The sequence below is a fragment of the Paracoccus marinaquae genome, assembly GCF_018860165.1.
Taxonomy (GTDB): Bacteria; Pseudomonadota; Alphaproteobacteria; order Rhodobacterales; family Rhodobacteraceae; genus Paracoccus; species Paracoccus marinaquae.
Map to the genome: position 1 here is coordinate 1 of NZ_JAHKNG010000054.1, position 17,116 is coordinate 17,116.

Genomic DNA, 17,116 nt, shown 5'->3' on the forward strand with positions numbered 1-17,116 from the left:
GAGACGGCGAAAAAGAAACGAAAGGAGACATCTGCATTGACGCCAACATGACGCGCAGAACATAACAACCGGGTGGGTCAGATCTCGGTGACAATGCCGGGTCAATTCTCAGTGGCAATCAACAGCCACGCCCGCTGGACGAGATCGAGGCCGACATCACCGGGCTGGAAGGCGAGATCGCCGGGCTGCTTGAGGGGCTCGTGAGATGACTACCGTCCCCGAAAAGGTGCAGCAGGCCTACGGGTTAATTCCCGCTGGATGGCGTTTGGAAAAACTGAAGTTCTATGCAGGCGTCCGGAACAGCAATGTCGACAAAACAATTTCGGACGATGAGGAGCCCGTTCTACTCTGTAATTATACTGACGTGTATTACAATGATCGGATCACCCGTGATTTGGATTTTATGCAAGGGTCCGCGACTGAATCCGAGATCGAGAAATTCAAGCTCAAGCGCGACCAGGTGATCATCACCAAGGACAGCGAGGGCTGGGATGACATCGGCATTCCTGCACTTGTCACCGAGGACATGCCGGATGTGCTGTGCGGCTATCACCTGTCGGTTTTTGAACCCGGACCCGATCTGGACGGTGCGTTCCTAGCTTGGCTCTGTCGATCCGATCCGTTGAACGATCAGTTCAAGCTCGGAGCGAACGGTGTAACGCGTTACGGGCTCGGCCAGTACCCGATGAAGAACGCGTTGGTGGCACTGCCTCCCATAGAAACCCAGCGACTGATCGCACGATTTCTGGATGCGAAAACTGCGCAGCTCGACGGACTGATCGAGAAGAAGCGCGCGCTTCTGGACCGGCTGGACGAGAAGCGCCAGGCCCTCATCACCCGCGCCGTCACCAAGGGCCTCGACCCCGACGCCCCAATGAAGCCCTCCGGCATCGACTGGCTCGGCGACGTTCCGGCGCATTGGGATGTGCTGCCGCTTAAGAGGGTATTGGCAAGCTCTACCTACGGGATCTCTGCTTCGCTCGAACCGACGGGTGAAGTTGCAATCCTCAGAATGGGAAATCTTGTCGATGGCGAGATCGATCTCGGTGACGCACGCTTCCTTGACGAAGTAGACGAAGGTCTGTTGCTTACACCCAATGATATTGTTTTCAATAGAACCAATAGCCTCGATTTGGTTGGAAAGGCTGCGATATTCCGGGGTTGCCAAGATTATCCAGTCTCGTTGGCTTCCTATCTTGTCAGGTTTCGATTTGGCAGCAGGTACCATCCCGAATATGCCAACTATGTAATGGGAACCAACGACTTGATGGCTCTCGGTCGGACACTCGCGCTCCCGAGCATTGGCCAAGCCAACCTTAATCCATCACGATACGCTCAAATAGAGTTCCCCATTCCACCATTTGAAGAGCAATCAAAGATAGTAGAGTTTCTTGCCGAAAAGGTTCGGGCGTTGAGGAAGGGCGCGACAAAGATTGTAACATCGATTGAAAAACTGGAAGAATACCGTGCCGCGCTCATTACCGCCGCCGTCACCGGAAAGCTGACGGGGCTGCAATGACGCTGGCGGCCGGAACGTATTTCGAGCATCTGAAGGCTTATGTGAATAGAGACTACGTCATGCACGACGGATCTGGCGGCAAGGTCGTGCTGTCGGAAAAATATTTCCGCCCGGAAGACGTAAAGCCGCAGGAGCGCAAGATCGAGCTTCTGCTGCCGGGGCCCGGGATGGCCTTCAAGCTAGACCACGATGATTTCGACACGGCGAAAAAGAAGAGCAAACCGGCGCTGTTCCACTTCCTGGACGACACGGCGAAGCCGTGGTCGAAGCGCTGCGATTTCGTGATCTTCTACGTCAACGGCCGCGCCTTCCACGCCGACTGCATCGAGTTCAAATCGAAAAGCCTGACAGCTGAAAAGATCGTCCCGCAACTCAGGGCCGGGATGTGCTGGGTCACTAGCCTGAAACGCACGATCGATCACTACACGGGCGACAACCGCAGGATCCGGCTGCGCAAGTTCGTCTTCGCCGACAACGAGAATCCCGGCGCATACCTCGACCCCAACCGGCAGCTCAATGCCGATCCGTCTATTCGATATTATCACTTTGACGAGGTGAATGGTCAGCCCTTGGCCGACCTGCAGAACACTTCAGTGCAGGAGATTTGAGCCATGTCCGGCCACACCGAGCGAGATTTTGAAACCGCGATCGAGGCCGGGCTGACCGGGGCCGGCGGCTACGCCACGCGCGTGGCCACCGACTATGACGAGGCGCTGGCGCTCTTCCCCGAGGACGTGAGCGGATTTCTCAGGGACAGCCAGCCGACGCGCTGGGGCCAGCTCGAAGCGCTGCTCGGCGAGAAGACCGAAGCGACGGTGCTCGACAGCCTGACCAAGGAACTGGAGATCAAGGGCACGCTCCATGTCCTGCGCCACGGGTTCAAGTGCTATGGCAAGACGTTCCGCATGGCGTTCTTCCGCCCGAACTCGGGCATGAACCCGGAGGCTGCCGCGCTCTATGGTACGAACCGGCTGACCATCACCCGGCAGGTCGCCTTCGCCTCGGTCCTGAAGCGTGCGGACGGCAAGAACCGGCGCTGCATCATCGACGTGACGCTCAGCCTGAACGGCCTCCCGGTGGCGACGACGGAACTTAAGACCCCGCTGACCGGCCAGCGAGCGGCCGACGCGATCAGGCAATACGCGGAGGAGCGTGACGAACGCGACCTGCTTTTCGCCTTCAAGAAGCGCGCGCTCGTGCATTTTGCGGTGGATCCGGACGAGGTTTGGATGACCACGCGGCTGAAGGGACGCGAGACGGTCTTCCTGCCCTTCAACCGTGGCCACGACCACGGGGCCGGCAATCCGCCCGTGGCAGGAAACTGGAAGACGCATTTCCTGTGGGACGAGGTGCTGCAGGCCGACAGCCTGATGGATATCCTCCAGCGCTTCATGCACCTGGAGGTCAAGGAAAGGCAGGTCAAGACCGACAAGGGCGTCCGCACCATCCGCAAGGAGACGATGATCTTCCCGCGGTATCATCAGCTCGACGCAGTGCGAAAGCTCATCGCGCATGCCGGCGCGCATGGGTCTGGCAGGAATTATCTGATCCAGCATTCGGCAGGGTCGGGAAAGTCGAACTCGATCGCCTGGCTGGCCCATCGGTTGGCGAGCCTGCACGACGCCAACGATGAGAAGGTGTTTCACTCGGTCGTCGTCGTCACCGACCGGCGCGTGCTCGATCAGCAGTTGCAGAACACGATCTACCAGTTCGAGCACAAAACGGGCGTCGTCGAGAAGATCGAGGAAAACACTCAGCAGCTTGCCCGGGCACTGTCGGCCGGGACACCTATTGTCATCACGACGATTCAGAAGTTTCCCTTCATCTCGCAGGCGCTCTCCACTCTCGAGAGTAAGGGGACTGGCGTGAAGATCGACACGGCAGGCAAGCGGTTCGCGGTGATCGTCGACGAGGCGCACTCCTCGCAGAGCGGCGAGACGGCCATGGCGCTGAAGGGCATGCTCAACAAGGACGGGATCGAAGCTGCGATCGCTGCGCAGCTGTCCGAGGAGGAAGATGATGATCTATCCGAGGACGCCAAGGCTGCGATGCTGCGCGATTCCCTGAAGCGGGCACGCCAGCCGAACCTCAGCTTCTTCGCCTTCACCGCAACGCCAAAGTTCAAGACCAAGACGCTCTTCGACGAACCGGGACCAACGGGCACGTCGCCGTTCCACGAGTACACGATGAGGCAAGCCATCGAAGAAGGCTTCATCATGGACGTGCTGCAGAACTACACGACCTACAAGCGCTTCTTCGGTCTAATAAAACAGGTCGAGAACGATCCTGATGTGCCGCGCAAGAAGGCGGCCAAGGCTCTGACGCGGTATCTGGAGCTGCACCCGGTCAACATCGAGCAGGTCGTCTCGGTCATCGTAGAGCATTTCCGTCTCTACGTCATGCACGAACTCGGCGGTCGTGCGAAGGCCATGGTCGTGACGGGCTCGCGCCTTGCCGCGGTGAAATACAAGCTGGCCTTTGACCGCTATATCAAGGCGCACGGCTACGATGGCATCCGCTCGCTCGTCGCCTTTTCCGGCACCGTGGAAGATCCGGAAGACCCGGGATCAGCCTATACCGAAGTGTCAATGAACGATGGCCTCGCGGAAAGCGAGTTGCCCGAGACCTTCGAGCGTGATGATTACCGCGTGCTCCTGGTGGCTGAGAAATATCAGACTGGATTCGATCAACCGCTCCTGCAGACGATGTATGTCGTGAAGCGGCTCGCGGGTGTGCAAGCGGTGCAGACACTCTCGCGTCTGAACCGGATGGCGCCAGGCAAGGCACGTACCTTCGTCCTCGACTTCGCGAACGAAGAAGATGACATCTACAAGGCCTTCAAACCGTACTACGAGGTAACGCCGATTGGCGAAAACGCCGATCCGCACCGGCTGTCCGAGTTGCAGCATAAGCTCCTGGAATGGGCGATTTTCGCTCCCGACGACGTGAACGCCTTCGCCGAGGTCTGGTACCGACGTAAACGCGAGCACTCGGCTACCGATCACCGCCTGATGAACTCGGTTCTAGACGCTGTTGTGCAGAGGTTCCTGGATAGGGAAGAGGCCGAACAGGAGGAGTTTCGCGGCCAACTCACGGCATACCGGAATCTCTACGCCTTCCTCTCGCAGATCATTCCGTATCAGGATAGCGATCTCGAGAAGCTCTACGCCTTCGTTCGCAACCTGATCTCGAAGCTTCCCCCGCCGGGTGATGGCCAAGCGTTCGCCTTGGACGACGAGATTGCGCTGCGATTCTTCCGGCTCCAGCAAATGACCGAAGGATCGATAGACCTGTCCGACGGCGAGGCCGACCCACTGAAGGGTCCAACGGACGTGGGCACGGCCCGATCGCCAGACGAAGAACTGGCTCTCTCTAGCTTGATCGAGAAGCTGAACGAGCGCTTTGGTACCGATTTCACTGAGGCCGACCAGCTCTTCTTCGACCAGATACGCGTGAGCGCCGAACAGGACGAGAAGATCGTGGAAGCTGCGCGTGCGAACAACCTGGCCAATTTTTCGTCGTATCTGGAACGGATGCTAGACGAGTTGTTCATCGACCGTATGGAGGGCAACGAGGAGATTTTCTCTCGTGTGATGACGGACAAGCAGTTTCGCGCGGCGGCGCACGAGCATCTCGCCAGTGAAATCTTCCGTCGGGTCCAGAAGACTGACCCTGTTGAGTGAACCGCAGAGGAGGTCGCCAGGAGTTTGGATCTCAGTTCCGCTCGCAAGGCGAAGGGAAAATCTAACTCTCGTGCGAGCGCAGTCAGAAGGAACGGATGGATTTCAGTGTGTTGGCGCTGTGCACCGGATGGGAAGCAGTTCACAGCCCCGGAGAATAATGGCTTGGAGAGACCGGTTGCGGGCGACTTGGCGCCGGGGTCGGTGCTTAGCACCTCCCACATAACCCTCGAATACAACGAGAAAATCCGGCCGTAGCCGGATCGGGAGAACGCTTTCGCGAGGGCAAGTGGCGGAGGGGATGGGCCTCAAATCCAACCTTCTCCACCCAGAAACCCAATAATTGCTACCCAACCGTGACGCCAAACACCGCTCCCACCGCTGCTGTCGCAGCCATTGCGAGAGCGCCCCAGAGGGTGACCCGCGCGGCGCCCCGAACGACACCAGCGCCGCCGGCGGAGGCGCCCAGACCGCCGAGGACCGCAAGGCCGACGATCGTCGATGCCGCCACGAACAGCGCGATCGACGTTTCGGGCGCCAATAGAACGACGATCAGCGGAACGACCGCACCCAGGGCGAATGTTAGAGCCGAGACCAGCGCCGCCTGGATCGGGCGTGCCGTCACGGTCTCGGAGATGCCGAGTTCGTCGCGGGCATGCGATCCGAGCGCGTCGCGTTCGGTCAGCTGGTGGGCCACCTTCTCCGCCAGGTCGCGATCCAGCCCCCGGTCAACGTAGATCCGGGTGAGCTCCTCGAGCTCTGCCTCAGGCGTTTCCGCCAGCTCGCGGGTCTCGCGGGCAAGATCGGCTTGTTCCGCATCGGTCTGGGAACTGACCGAGACGTATTCTCCTGCCGCCATGGACATCGCACCGGCCACGAGGCCAGCCAGCCCCGCGATCAGGACCTCCGGCTTTCCCGATCCTGCCGCGGCGACGCCGACAACGAGGCTCGCAGTCGACACCAGTCCGTCGTTGGCTCCGAGAACGGCGGCCCGCAGCCAGCCGATGCGATGCACCATGTGGATTTCGGAATGCGAGAGGCGGCTCATGGCGTGGCTCCTTGCGCGATGTCGGCCTGCCCGGAGGAGACAGCCTTTGGATTCGGGATAGTGGGCTCATGGGGCGCGATGCGCAGCGCGCGCAGGGCGTTCAGGATCACGGCGACGTCGATGATCTCCTGCAGGAGCGCCCCCTGCACCGGAGTGAGATAGCCGAAAGCCGCGGCGATCATGCCCATGACCGACAGGCCGATTCCGGCGACAACGCTTTCGACAGCGATGCGGCGCGCACCGCGCGCAATCTCGATCCCCGGCCCGAGCCGGTCGATACGGTCGACGAGCAGCACGACGTCTGCCGCCTCCGCCGATGCAGCGGCTCCGCGTGCGCCCATCGCGACACCCACATCGGCCGCTGCGAGAGCCGGCGCGTCGTTGACGCCGTCGCCCACCATCATCACGGGCCCGCGCTTGCGCTCGGAGAGAACCAGCAGAACCTTCTGGTCGGGCGTGAGCCCGGCGCGCAGCCCGTCGAGGCCAAGCCCCTCGGTCACGCGCTCAGCCACGTCCGCGCGGTCGCCGGTGGCGAGCAGGATACGCGCGATGCCCTCGCGGCGCAGACCGTCGAGCATGGCCCCCGCACCCTCGCGCAGCGGATCGGACATCACGAGGTGCCCTGCCATTTGCCCGTCGACGGCGACGGCGACGAGAACCGAACCGGCGGCAATGGCGGAATGATCGCCCGGCTGGCGCCCCACGCGCGCGGCCACGAAGCCGTCGCCACCGACGATGACCTTCCGGCCCTCGACATGGCCCACGACGCCTTCACCCGGGATCTCAGCCACGTCCGACGGAACCGGCAGCGTGAAGCCGCGCGCCTTCGCGGCCGCAACGATGGCCTGCGCCACGGGGTGCTTGGACGCCTGGTCGAGCGCTGCAGCGAGGCGCAGTATGTCGTCCTCCGCCATCCCGTCGTGGCTATCGATCGAGACGATCTGCGGCCGGCCGTCCGTCAGCGTGCCGGTCTTGTCGAGGATCAGCGTTCGGATGCGCGCCATCGTCTCGAGCGGTCCCGCGCCCTTGATCAGCACCCCGAAATGCGCGGCACGCGACAGCCCGGCCACCAGCGCCACCGGCACGGCGAGGATCAGCGGACAGGGCGTGGCGACAACGAGCACGGCGACGGCCCGGATTGGATCGCCGGTGAACCACCAGGCCGCGAAGGCGGTGCTGACCGTGACCGCGAGAAAGCCCAGCGACCAGCGGTCGGCCAGCCGCGACATCGGCGCCTTCGAGGCCTGCGCCTCCTCGACCAGCCGGACGATCCCGGCATAAGTGCTGTCCTTGGCTTCTCTCGTCGCCGTCAGATCGAACGCCTCGCCTGCGTTTGTGGAGCCGCTCATGGCTTCGGCGCCGTGGGCGAGGCGCACTGGCAGGGACTCGCCCGTCAGCGCTGAGGTGTCGACGAAGGCCGTCTCCGAGGCCACCGTGCCGTCCACCGGCACCACGTCGCCCTGACGTATCAGGAGGCGGTCGCCGGGCGCGATGTGGTCGAGCGGGATCTCCTCCAGCCCGCCGTTGCGGTGCCGGGTCGCGGTCCGCGGCACGCGGGAGAGGAGGTCGTGCATCTCGCGCCGGGCGCGGCCTTCGGCGAAGGCTTCGAGGAATGTGCCGCCGGAATACATCACCGCGACCACCGCCGCGGCGAGGGTCTCGCCGAAGACGAGCGCCGCCGACATCGACAGCGCTGCGACGATATCGAGGCCCACCTCGCCGGAGCGCAGGCTGCGCAGGATCTCGACCACGAGCGCGGCGAGCGCTGGAACGACGCCGGCGATCCAGATCAGGTTCGCAGCGTTGGGTCGGCCGGAAAAGTAGAACGCAAGTCCCGCAAACAGGCCGGTCGCGGCAATGAGCAGGATAGCGGTCTTGAAGCGGTCAGTCCTTGTCGTCTCCATGCGGCCTATCTCCCCTCTGCAGGGGTAATCGCCGCTGGCTCTTCGGAAAAAAGTCGTCCGACTCCCACGCCCCTCACGCTCCCGCAATCTTCGCGCAAGAGGAACAGGGCGTCGAGCCCTTCTTTTCTTGCGAGTTCGGCCCCTTTGCCGAGACCGAGCACCATGAGCGCCGTCGCCCAGGCATCGGCCTCGGCACAGCTGCGGGCAACGACGGTGACGGAGGCCGGCGATGCGATCAGCGGCGCACCGCGCCTCGGGTCCATTGTGTGCGACAGGCGTCGTCCCTGAACCTCGACCCAGTGGCGATAATCGCCGGAGGTGGCGACGGCGGCATCCTGCAGCGCGAGGATCGAATGCGGCGTCCGGCGTTCCGCGTCCGGCGCCTCGACCGCAATGCTCCAGGCCTCGCCGTCAGGCCGGAGACCCATCGCGCGCATCTCGCCATCGACCCCGACGAGGGCGTCGGCGATCCCGTAATCGCGCAGGGTTTCGGCCAAACGGTCCACGCCGTAGCCCTTGGCTATGCCGTTCAGATCCAGCGCTATGGGAGCGACCTTGCAGATGCGGTCGCCTTCGAACTCCAGAGCCTGATCCGCCGGGCGGCGCGGGGTTTTCATCGCGGCGCGGATGCCCTCGGGCGCGGCCGTCTTCGGCCCGAACCCCCAGGCCGTCACCGCGTCACCCATGCCGATGTCGAACGCGCCGCCGGATATGCGCCCGATCTTTAGGCCGAGTCGCAGCACCTCGGCGAGCCGCGCGGGAAGCGCGATCCATTCGCCCACCGGCGCCGCGTTGAGCCGCATCAGGCCGCTGTCGGGCTTCCAGGTCGACATCTGTCCGTCCACTTCGTCCACGGCCGCCTGCAGCGCCGTGCGGATCGCCGCCGTGTCGAGACCGGGCCCTGCGAAGAACAGCGCCGACCAGCGCGTGCCCATGGTCGCCCCATTCAGGGCGTGCCTCGTCAGCTCAGTAGACATCTTCGACATACCGCCCCTCCGCCTTCAGGACCGCCGGCGTCAGCCCGGCCGGTGCGAGGATCTCGGCCAGCGCCTCGGCCACGCCGGCGGCCATGTCCCGTCCGCCGCAGACCATCACGCGCGCGCCATTGCGGATGAGCTCTGCGACCTGAGTGGCCTCGCTGCGCAGCGCGTCCTGGACGTAATGGGGACGCGCCCCGCGCGAGACGGCGGTGACCAGCCGGCTTACACGCCCTTCGTCCTGCCATCCGGGGAACTCCTCGCCGTAGAAGAAATCGCTGTCGGGATGGCGCATGCCGAAGAACAGGTGGATCGGCCTGCGGCGCGTATTGCCGCGCACAAAGCCCGCTAGCGGCCCGATGCCGGTCCCTGCGCCGATCAGGATCAGGGGCGCCCGGCTCCGCCCCGGACGGAAACCGGGGTTGGGGCGCAAGAAGGCGCTCACCGTGTCGCCAGGTTCCAGCGCTGTGAGCTGACCCGAGCAGAGGCCGCCGGGATGCTTCTTGACCACGATCTCGATGAAGCCGTCGCGGCGCCCAGAGGCGAGCGAATAGAGCCGCGGGACGGTCCCGCCTTCGGGCAGAATGCCGATCAGGTCACCCGCCTGGAACCGTGCGAACCCGCCCCCGAGCAGCCGTTGCCCGAGCGAGACGCGGGGAAACGCGAAGCGGAGGATCGCCGTCGGGGCCTGCACCTCAGCGCCGTAGTCGCGCCGCGAGACGAGGGTCAGCGTGGTCGATTGCGGCTGGACCGGCTGGTGCGTCAGTTCGAGCGCAATGCCGAGCACGTCTCCGAGCGCCCGGCCCCAGCGCGCGAAATCCTGCGGCGATTGCCGGTCGATTGTGTCGAGCGGCAGAAGCTCGGGCCAACCCTTCGCCTGCGCCGCTGCCGCGACGTCCCTTGCGAAGGCGCAATAGGCCGGAAAGCTGCGGTCGCCGAAGCCGAGCACCGCCAGAGAAATGTCCGGCGCCCTGTCGGAAGCGTTTAGCCGCTCGAGAAAGCCCTTCGCCGAGGCGGGCGCCGCGCCGTCGCCATAGGTTGCGGCGAGCAGGATGATCCGCTGGGCCGTAGCGTAGCGTTCTGGCGCGAAGGCCGACATCGGTGCTGTGTGTACCTTCTGCCCGGCTTGCGTCAGTGCGGTGTGGAGCGTGGCCGCAAATCCCCAGGTGCTGCCGCCCTCGCTGCCGACGAGCAGGATCGTCTCGGCACGTCCCGCGGGCTGATTGCCTCGGATGCGCGGCCGACCGCGCCGCCCGGCGAGCCAGATCAGCACGCCGGTCGCGCCCATCGCGGGCACGCCGAGCGCCATGAGGCCGAGCACCAGGCCGAGCGTCGCCGCGCCCTGTCCGGTGTGCAGCATGTAGATGGTCTCCGAGACGCGCTCCCATCCCGTGAGGTCGGCCCAGGCCAGGAGGTCTCCGTCGCCCTGGTCGAGATAGCCGGTGCCCCGGTCGGTCTTGAGCGTGAACACGTCCGTCGCGTCGCCGGGATAGGGAAAGCTCAGTTCGCGCAACTCGGCGACGGGCGTCTGCTGCAGCGTGGCCATTCGGTCCGGCGCAAACCCCGTCGCTCCACTGACCTCGGTCGGCATGGCCGGGATGGCGCTGCCATCCGGCAGGAGATCGAAGGTCGACGCCGTCATCCAGAGGGCGGTCGTGGAAGACAGAACGAAGCCGACGACGGCGATCCGGGCGATCTCGACGTGCAGCCTGCCCGCGAGCGGACCGCGCAGGCGCGCGAACCAGTGCCGCCAGCCGCCCGTCCGCCGCGCGACCAGCGCCGCACCGGAGAGCGAGAGGATCAGCATCGCGGCAGCCCCTGCAGCCATGGCTATGCGCCCGCCGTCCCCGAGGAACAGCGACCGGTGCAGGTTGGTGAGCCAGCGTTCGGCCTGGTTCGGGTCGGCCGAGGCCACGCCCTCACCGGTCACCGGGTCAATCACGGCAGCGCCCGGCGCGCCCTGGTCGAACCAGTAGGCGGTGATCCGGCCCGAGGGTGATCGGCGGATCTGCTCGACGCCCGGATAGACCGTCTGGATGCGGTCCGCGAGGGCGGCGACGGTCAGTCCGGCTTCCGCCTGCGGTGCGGCAAGCCGTTCGGCCGCTGGGAAGACCGACAGCGCCGCGCCGCTCAGACTCAGGATGGTGACGAGCGCAAGGGCCAGAAGACCCGGCCAGCGATGGAGTGCACGGATCATGGCCCCGCTCCTCACATGTCGTAGGCGAAGCTGGCGATGTAGCGGCGGCCCTGCACCGGCGTGCCGGCGCCGTCGGTCGTGAGCGGGACGGCCACCTCGTTCGGGCTGTCGCGCATGTCCTCGACGGCCGCGTCGATGTGGAGCGTGTAGCCCGCGTCGAAGAGCGCGTCGGCCAGGTCGAGCGTGATCTCGAGCGTGCGGCCCGCGCCGACGCTGGCGCCGGTGATGCCGTTCACCTGCGCGGTGTCGCCGCCGGTGGCGCGGTACCAGTCGCTGAGGTGCTCGTAGTACTTGGACTTGCCGCCAGCCATCCAGAGACTGCCGACATAGGCGCCCGAGGCGTCGGTGACGTAGAGCGCGAGATAGGCCCCGTCGCCGCCGTAATTGTTGAGGATCGTGGTGAGCGTCACCGGACGCGCCATGGCGAGGCCGGGGAGCGTCAGCGCCGTGGTCAGCGCGAGCGTGGCGAGAAGCGATTTCATCGTATGGATCCTTGTTCGGAGAGGAACTTCAGAGCGGTTCAGTTCACCTGAACCTGCGGCGGCGCACCGTTGCCGAAGAGGCCGTTCTGCGGAGGGGCGACCGTGCCGGCGGGCGCGGGATTGCGAGCGCCGCCCTGACAATCGTCGTCGTCATCATCGTCGTCGCAGTCATCGTCGTCATCGTCGTCGTCGTCGTGGCCGCGACGAGCACCGTCCCGCCAGCGGTCGTCATCGTCGTCGTCATCGTCGCTTGCGAGAACGAGCGGCATCGCTTGCGGGGCGTCATCGAAGAGAGCGGCGACGGGCCGAAGGACGCCGGGCGGGGATTGCATCGCGCTCCAGGCGGGGACGCCGATCGCGGCGGTCAGCGCCGTGGACGCAACCAGAAGTGTCAGGGTCTTCTTCATGGCAGGGTCTCCTTGTCATCTGCTGAGGACAATCTGGAGACACGACCTGAGGGCTTCCTGACGCGTCGGCGATTCCCGCTTCAGCTTGCCGTCAGGAAGAGAGCGGCTTCGGACGAAAAAGGCCCCGCCCGTGAGGGCGAGGCCAGGCGGGACCGAAGGGACGGTCGGCCTTGGGGTTAGGTGCCGTCAGGCGATGTCGCCGGGACCGGCGCCGCGCTTGTCGCCCGTCACCATGGCGCGCGCCAGGTTCTCGTGGTGCCTGAAGGAGGCTAGGACGACGCCGCCAACATGCAGCGCGGCAAGCAGCAGCATCAGGTTGGCGAGCGTCTCGTGGACCTCCTTCAGCGGTCCCTCGATCTCGCCCCGCCCGCCGTATTCCCGCTCGTCGCCGTCGTCGTCGGCCCAGGCGAGCGCCACAATTGCGGGCATGGACGGAAGTATCGCCAGACGGGCCTCATCCTCCATGAGCCAGCCGGTGAAAGCCGTCCCGGACAGCGTGACCAGCAGCGCCACGACCATCGCCGCGCCCGCCGGGTTGTGGCCGAGGTGGCGCCGCTCGCGTCCGCGGGTCATGTCCCCGAGATAGGCCAGCGTCTCGCGGGGGCCTTTCAGGAACTGGGCGAAGCGCGCGTAGCGACTGCCGATGAGGCCCCAGACCAGCCGGAAGGCCACAAGTCCGGCGAGGGTATAGCCTGCGACCTCGTGGACAGGTTGCAGCTCGTCCGCAGTCAGCCATGCGGTCGCGAAGGCCGCGACCAGACCCCAATGGAAAACCCGGACCAGCGGATCCCAGACACGGACCTTGCTGCTCGGCGCCGTGTTCATCTCTGGCGCCTGGTGTGAGATTGCGTCAGTCATCGTCGCCTGCTTCGCGATCCCGGCGGGGGCGATCGCCGTCGTCCTTGTCCTCGTATTCGAACTCGATCACCTGGAGCGTCGCCGGATGAACGGTCACCTCGATCCGGCGCCCCTCGGCGTCGCGGCCGTCGATTTCGTAGCAGCCGTCGTCGATCTTGATCCGGCGCACCGTCCAGCCGTTCTCCTCGGCCAGCCGGGCGACGGCGTCGCGCGGCTGCCAGTCGGCCATCGGCACGAAGCAGTCGTCGTCCGCCAGCGCGGCACCGGCCGGAAAGACCGCGAGAAAGCCGAGAATTGTCAATGTCTTCTTCATGGGCCAAACTCCTCGCTGCGGCCATCTTGACGAAATTCATGCGCGGCGAAGCTGACGGCAGCCTGAAGGGACACAGCCACCCGCTTCAGCTTCTTGTCAGCCAGACGGATCATGGAGGGTCATCGGAAGAGGACGGGGACGAGGATGCGCATCCTGCTGATCGAGGACGACACGGTGCTTGGCGCGGCGGTGCGCGACCAGATCACGGCCGATGGGCAGTCGGTCGATTGGGTGATGCGCCTCGATGCGGCCGGCGGCGCTGCGAAATCCACGTCTTACGACCTGATCCTGCTCGACCTGATGCTGCCGGACGGTCGCGGGATCGGGTTCCTCAAAGGCTTGCGCGCGCAGGGCGACGTGACGCCGGTCATCATCCTGACCGCGCTCGACCAGGTGTCGGACCGGATCGAGGGGCTGAACGCGGGCGCCGACGATTATCTCGTGAAGCCCTTCGATCTCGCTGAGTTGTCCGCGCGGATCGGGTCTGTCGCTCGACGCTACAGCGGCAACCCGAACCCCATCGTCACCCACGGGCCGCTGGAAATCGATCTTGCCGCCCGCAGCGTTCACCGCGACGGCAAGCCGGTGCAACTGACCGCAAGGGAATGGGCGCTGTTCGAAGCCTTTCTCGCGCGCCCCGGTCAGCTGCTGTCAAAGGCACAGCTGGAGGAGAAGCTTTACGCCTTCGACGCGGAGGTGGAGAGCAACACCATCGAGGTCCATGTGAGCCGCCTGCGCAAGAAGCTCGGGGCTTCGGTCATCGAGACCGAGCGCGGCATGGGCTACAGGCTCGGCAAATCATGAGATGGCCCGCGAGCCTTCAGGGCCGACTCGGCCTGTCGCTCGGCCTGGCGCTGACGGTGCTGTGGCTGCTCGCTGCGACGGTGACGGCCGTAATCGTCCGGGGCGAGCTGGACGAGGTCTTTGACAGCGCCCTGCAGGAGACAGCGGAACGCATCCTCCCGCTGGCGGTGACCGATATCGTGGGCCGCGAAGATCAGGGCGTGACGCAGCGGCTCGCGCCCATCCGGGAGCACGACGAGTTCTTCACCTACCTCGTGCGCGATGGCGAGGGGCGCATCCTGCTGCAATCTCATGCGGCCGACCCTGCCGTGTTCCCGCCTTGGGACGGACCCGGTTTCCGTCAGACCGCCACCCACCGGTTCTACAGCGATGCAGCGCTTCAGGACACGATCCGGATCACCGTGGCCGAGCCGCTGGCCCATCGCGCGTCGGTTGCGCGGGAGATCCAGATGGGCCTCGGCCTGCCGCTGCTCATCGTGCTGCCGATCGCGCTGGTGGCGATCATTCTTGCCGTTCGCTTCAGCCTCGATCCGCTGCGTCGGTTCCGTGCTCGGCTGGAGGCGCGCGGCGCCCGCGACCTGTCGGAGGTTCCTGCCAGCGATCTGCCGACGGAGATTGGTCCACTGGCCAAGACGCTCAACGGCCTTCTGGCCCGCTTGCGCGCGGCGTTCGAGGCCGAGCGCAGTTTTGCCGCGAACGCGGCCCACGAGTTGAGAACGCCGCTGGCCGGAGCAATCGCTCAGGCGCAGCGGCTGAGGGCGGAGACGCACGAGCCGGCCACCGAAGTGCGTGCCGCCGAAATTGAGGCGACGCTCAAGCGCCTGACCCGGCTTTCCGAACGCCTCATGCAGCTTGCGCGGGCCGAAGGCGGGCGGCTGCGGATGGACCGGAGCGCCGACCTGAGGGCGGTCGCCCGTGTGGTGGTGGACGATCTCGGACGCGCGACCGCGCCTGGCCGCATTGGGCTCACTCTTCCCGACGCGGCTGTCCAGTCGGACATCGACCCCGATGCCTTCGCCATCCTGTGCCGGAACCTTGTGGAGAACGCCCTCCGTCACGGGGCGGAGAATCTGGCAGTCGAGGTGACGCTGACGGCGGACGGCCGCCTCGTTGTCGCTAACGATGGTCCCGTGGTGCCGCGCGAGATGCTCGACCGCCTGACGGCACGTTTCGAACGGGCGAACGCAAGCACCGATGGCAGCGGGCTTGGCCTCGCCATCGTCGCCGCCATCGCCAACCGGATCGGAAGCTCGCTCGTTCTGAAATCGCCGCGACCTGGCGCAACCTCCGGCTTAGAGGCATCACTCATCTTGCCGACCGATAGCCCCAGGTTCGGCGCCGGGCGCGACGCGTAATCCGCGACAAGTGCCGGAGGATCAGCACACCCGCGCCTGTTCCCGCAACACCGCATAGTCGCTCATCATCTCTGCGATCGCCGAGCCCTCCGGCAGGAGGTCGAGCTCCCCTGCCGCTCGCGCCTGGAACTTCCTACTGTACTCGACGACCGGCGGACACGCCCCTGGCCCGCTACCGTCAGAACCGACCGTCGCGCAGCCGCTCAGCCAGATCGTCGCGAGAACGAGGACGGCGCGCCGCTGCCTCGAGCATTCGCTTTTGGGCGTCATAGGTTTTCTCCATGGTTTCGAGCTGCTCGGTCAGTCGGCCGGCGCGCTCGCCGGAGCGGCGCAGGGAAAGCAGGAACAGCAGGATCGCGAGTGCGATGACGCCGTAGCGGAGCCCAATGCGCGCCCATGCCGATCCGGCGCTCCCGGTGAGCAGCCCGGCGATCACCGTCGCCCCCTCTTCCAGTCGTCGAGCCGGGCGTAGATCGTGACCGCGATACCGCCGAGAGCCACGGCGATGAACACCCAGCGCAGGGTATCGAGATACGGCACAAGCGGCAGGATTGCGGATTGGGTCTCGGCGAGGACGCTCTGCGCCACCTCGACCCCAGCTGCGCCCAGCGTCGCCACGCCTGCCGCACCACCCGCCTTCATGGTGCGGCTCTCGGCCAGCACTTCGCGCGCTGGAGGGGCTTCTTCGGCGAAGGCGGTCGCCCGGACCGGGAACCGCTCGCCCCACTGCCGTGCGGGCCCGAGATCGACATGGATGAACCCCGAGCGCGGATAGAACCCGAAGCCGAGGAACCCGACCTCCCGCGCCGCGGCCTCGAACGCCACCGGGTCGTGGTTCGCCATGGCGATGTCAAAGGCGGCGCCGTCGAGGTGCTTGGAGCGGGTCGCGCCGCCCATGGCGCGGTTGTGCTCGGGGCTGCGATAGGCGGAGCGGACGATCATCGGTTTGCCCAGCCGGTCGCGCAGCGCCTGCAGCTTGTCGAGCGCCGGTTCGTTGATGAGCAGCTTGCCGGTGCCCCGGCAAGCGATCTCGGCCGGGCTGAAGTTCGGCCAAGGCCAAGTGCTTTCAGGCACATCGCGCCAATGGCGGCGGAAGGTCGTCGTCATGGGGGTCCTCCAAACGGAAAAACCCGCCTTTGAGGGCGTGTGTTCTGAACAATTGATCGACGGCAACGCGCGTTACGGCCTGCGGCCAAAGATCCTGAGCTTGAGAACGATGCCGGCGAGCAGCGCCAGCATGACGCCAGTGGTGATCATGCGGACTGCCGTCTGCATCGCGGTGCGGCGCACCAGTCGGATACAGTCCACCAGGGAGCGGAGGTCGCGGATGTCGAGCGCAGCCTCGTCGCCATCGAGACCGAGATCAGCGAGCGCCCGCTTCACTCCTTGCTCGGCGGCCCGGGCCAGAATCGCTTCCAGTTCGGCGTCTGACCGATCAGAACTGCGCAACGGCATCGGCGCCTCCCGCATCCTGCGCCCATCACGCCTCGGCCAGTATCTCGAGACAGGCGCCGTCCTCGCTGGGCCTGGGGTCTTCCTTCAGATCGAAGATCCGCGCGTCGATGACGGCGC

At 65.4% G+C, this 17,116-nt stretch carries 16 protein-coding genes; 5 read left to right on the plus strand and 11 right to left on the minus strand.

All coding sequences use genetic code 11. From position 1 onward, the window contains the following. The first annotated feature begins 205 nt into the window (after positions 1-205). Genes KNW02_RS18395 through KNW02_RS18405 form a run of 3 tightly spaced genes read left to right on the plus strand, consistent with a single transcriptional unit; the run spans position 206 to position 5,202 of the window. Positions 206-1,519 (plus strand): restriction endonuclease subunit S, encoded by a 1,314-nt coding sequence (locus tag KNW02_RS18395; RefSeq protein WP_216034678.1) that lies wholly within the window; start codon positions 206-208, stop codon positions 1,517-1,519. Next, positions 1,516-2,127: a hypothetical protein gene (locus tag KNW02_RS18400; RefSeq protein ID WP_216034679.1), complete on the plus strand. Its 612-nt coding sequence runs from the start codon at positions 1,516-1,518 to the stop codon at positions 2,125-2,127. The genes KNW02_RS18395 and KNW02_RS18400 overlap by 4 nt, the downstream gene beginning before the upstream one ends. A 3-nt stretch (positions 2,128-2,130) precedes the next feature. Further along, positions 2,131-5,202 carry a type I restriction endonuclease subunit R gene (locus KNW02_RS18405; RefSeq protein WP_216034680.1) on the plus strand — a complete coding sequence of 1,024 codons (3,072 nt, stop codon included), beginning with the start codon at positions 2,131-2,133 and terminating at the stop codon, positions 5,200-5,202. Between the two features lie 343 nt (positions 5,203-5,545). On the opposite strand, the gene KNW02_RS18410 is transcribed toward KNW02_RS18405, so the two are convergent. The 8 genes from KNW02_RS18410 to KNW02_RS18445 form a co-directional block, all read right to left on the minus strand. Further along, positions 5,546-6,247 carry a VIT1/CCC1 transporter family protein gene (locus tag KNW02_RS18410; RefSeq protein WP_216034681.1) on the minus strand — a complete coding sequence of 234 codons (702 nt, stop codon included), beginning with the start codon at positions 6,245-6,247 and terminating at the stop codon, positions 5,546-5,548. Then, positions 6,244-8,151 carry a heavy metal translocating P-type ATPase gene (locus KNW02_RS18415; RefSeq protein ID WP_216034682.1) on the minus strand — a complete coding sequence of 636 codons (1,908 nt, stop codon included), beginning with the start codon at positions 8,149-8,151 and terminating at the stop codon, positions 6,244-6,246. Before KNW02_RS18415 ends, KNW02_RS18410 begins: the two co-directional genes overlap by 4 nt. Positions 8,152-8,156: 5 nt before the next feature. Further along, on the minus strand, positions 8,157-9,137 hold the full coding sequence (locus tag KNW02_RS18420) for an FAD:protein FMN transferase (RefSeq protein ID WP_101753526.1): 981 nt from the start codon (positions 9,135-9,137) through the stop codon (positions 8,157-8,159). Continuing rightward, the gene (locus KNW02_RS18425) at positions 9,118-11,325 is read right to left on the minus strand and encodes a PepSY domain-containing protein (RefSeq protein ID WP_216034683.1); all 2,208 of its coding nucleotides are present in this window, start codon (positions 11,323-11,325) and stop codon (positions 9,118-9,120) included. The genes KNW02_RS18420 and KNW02_RS18425 overlap by 20 nt, the downstream gene beginning before the upstream one ends. A gap of 11 nt (positions 11,326-11,336) precedes the next feature. Then, entirely contained in the window at positions 11,337-11,807 is a 471-nt protein-coding gene (locus tag KNW02_RS18430) for a DUF2271 domain-containing protein (protein WP_216034684.1), read from the minus strand. A 38-nt stretch (positions 11,808-11,845) separates the two neighbouring features. After that, positions 11,846-12,214, minus strand: coding sequence for a hypothetical protein (locus tag KNW02_RS18435; RefSeq protein ID WP_216034685.1), 369 nt, complete (start codon positions 12,212-12,214; stop codon positions 11,846-11,848). Positions 12,215-12,400: 186 nt separating this feature from the next. Further along, positions 12,401-13,072 carry a cytochrome b/b6 domain-containing protein gene (locus KNW02_RS18440; RefSeq protein WP_252734085.1) on the minus strand — a complete coding sequence of 224 codons (672 nt, stop codon included), beginning with the start codon at positions 13,070-13,072 and terminating at the stop codon, positions 12,401-12,403. Continuing rightward, positions 13,065-13,385 carry a PepSY domain-containing protein gene (locus KNW02_RS18445; RefSeq protein WP_094022011.1) on the minus strand — a complete coding sequence of 107 codons (321 nt, stop codon included), beginning with the start codon at positions 13,383-13,385 and terminating at the stop codon, positions 13,065-13,067. The genes KNW02_RS18440 and KNW02_RS18445 overlap by 8 nt, the downstream gene beginning before the upstream one ends. Positions 13,386-13,529: 144 nt before the next feature. On the opposite strand from KNW02_RS18445, the gene KNW02_RS18450 reads away from it, so the two are divergent. Continuing rightward, the gene (locus KNW02_RS18450) at positions 13,530-14,189 is read left to right on the plus strand and encodes a response regulator transcription factor (RefSeq protein WP_094022012.1); all 660 of its coding nucleotides are present in this window, start codon (positions 13,530-13,532) and stop codon (positions 14,187-14,189) included. After that, a complete protein-coding gene (locus KNW02_RS18455) occupies positions 14,186-15,544 on the plus strand; it encodes an ATP-binding protein (protein WP_094022013.1) in 1,359 nt (452 codons plus the stop codon). The genes KNW02_RS18450 and KNW02_RS18455 overlap by 4 nt, the downstream gene beginning before the upstream one ends. Before the next feature lie 178 nt (positions 15,545-15,722). On the opposite strand, the gene KNW02_RS18460 is transcribed toward KNW02_RS18455, so the two are convergent. The 3 genes from KNW02_RS18460 to KNW02_RS18470 all read right to left on the minus strand — a co-directional run bounded on the left by KNW02_RS18460 (position 15,723) and on the right by KNW02_RS18470 (position 17,014). Continuing rightward, the gene (locus KNW02_RS18460) at positions 15,723-15,980 is read right to left on the minus strand and encodes a hypothetical protein (RefSeq protein WP_094022015.1); all 258 of its coding nucleotides are present in this window, start codon (positions 15,978-15,980) and stop codon (positions 15,723-15,725) included. Then, positions 15,977-16,651: a YcbK family protein gene (locus KNW02_RS18465; RefSeq protein ID WP_216034686.1), complete on the minus strand. Its 675-nt coding sequence runs from the start codon at positions 16,649-16,651 to the stop codon at positions 15,977-15,979. The genes KNW02_RS18460 and KNW02_RS18465 overlap by 4 nt, the downstream gene beginning before the upstream one ends. A gap of 72 nt (positions 16,652-16,723) precedes the next feature. After that, entirely contained in the window at positions 16,724-17,014 is a 291-nt protein-coding gene (locus KNW02_RS18470) for a DUF6127 family protein (protein WP_216034687.1), read from the minus strand. Positions 17,015-17,116 lie beyond the last annotated feature (102 nt).

What these genes read in the sequence shown, in the direction of transcription:
- KNW02_RS18400 (WP_216034679.1), top strand. Translation starts at nt 1,516, where the DNA reads ATGACGCTGGCGGCCGGAACGTATTTCGAGCATCTGAAGGCTTATGTG.
- KNW02_RS18450 (WP_094022012.1), top strand. Translation starts at nt 13,530, where the DNA reads ATGCGCATCCTGCTGATCGAGGACGACACGGTGCTTGGCGCGGCGGTG.
- KNW02_RS18430 (WP_216034684.1), bottom strand. Translation starts at nt 11,807, where the DNA reads ATGAAATCGCTTCTCGCCACGCTCGCGCTGACCACGGCGCTGACGCTC.
- KNW02_RS18410 (WP_216034681.1), bottom strand. Translation starts at nt 6,247, where the DNA reads ATGAGCCGCCTCTCGCATTCCGAAATCCACATGGTGCATCGCATCGGC.
- KNW02_RS18445 (WP_094022011.1), bottom strand. Translation starts at nt 13,385, where the DNA reads ATGAAGAAGACATTGACAATTCTCGGCTTTCTCGCGGTCTTTCCGGCC.
- KNW02_RS18440 (WP_252734085.1), bottom strand. Translation starts at nt 13,072, where the DNA reads ATGACTGACGCAATCTCACACCAGGCGCCAGAGATGAACACGGCGCCG.
- KNW02_RS18415 (WP_216034682.1), bottom strand. Translation starts at nt 8,151, where the DNA reads ATGGAGACGACAAGGACTGACCGCTTCAAGACCGCTATCCTGCTCATT.
- KNW02_RS18420 (WP_101753526.1), bottom strand. Translation starts at nt 9,137, where the DNA reads ATGTCGAAGATGTCTACTGAGCTGACGAGGCACGCCCTGAATGGGGCG.
- KNW02_RS18455 (WP_094022013.1), top strand. Translation starts at nt 14,186, where the DNA reads ATGAGATGGCCCGCGAGCCTTCAGGGCCGACTCGGCCTGTCGCTCGGC.
- KNW02_RS18395 (WP_216034678.1), top strand. Translation starts at nt 206, where the DNA reads ATGACTACCGTCCCCGAAAAGGTGCAGCAGGCCTACGGGTTAATTCCC.
- KNW02_RS18470 (WP_216034687.1), bottom strand. Translation starts at nt 17,014, where the DNA reads ATGCGGGAGGCGCCGATGCCGTTGCGCAGTTCTGATCGGTCAGACGCC.
- KNW02_RS18435 (WP_216034685.1), bottom strand. Translation starts at nt 12,214, where the DNA reads ATGAAGAAGACCCTGACACTTCTGGTTGCGTCCACGGCGCTGACCGCC.
- KNW02_RS18405 (WP_216034680.1), top strand. Translation starts at nt 2,131, where the DNA reads ATGTCCGGCCACACCGAGCGAGATTTTGAAACCGCGATCGAGGCCGGG.
- KNW02_RS18425 (WP_216034683.1), bottom strand. Translation starts at nt 11,325, where the DNA reads ATGATCCGTGCACTCCATCGCTGGCCGGGTCTTCTGGCCCTTGCGCTC.
- KNW02_RS18465 (WP_216034686.1), bottom strand. Translation starts at nt 16,651, where the DNA reads ATGACGACGACCTTCCGCCGCCATTGGCGCGATGTGCCTGAAAGCACT.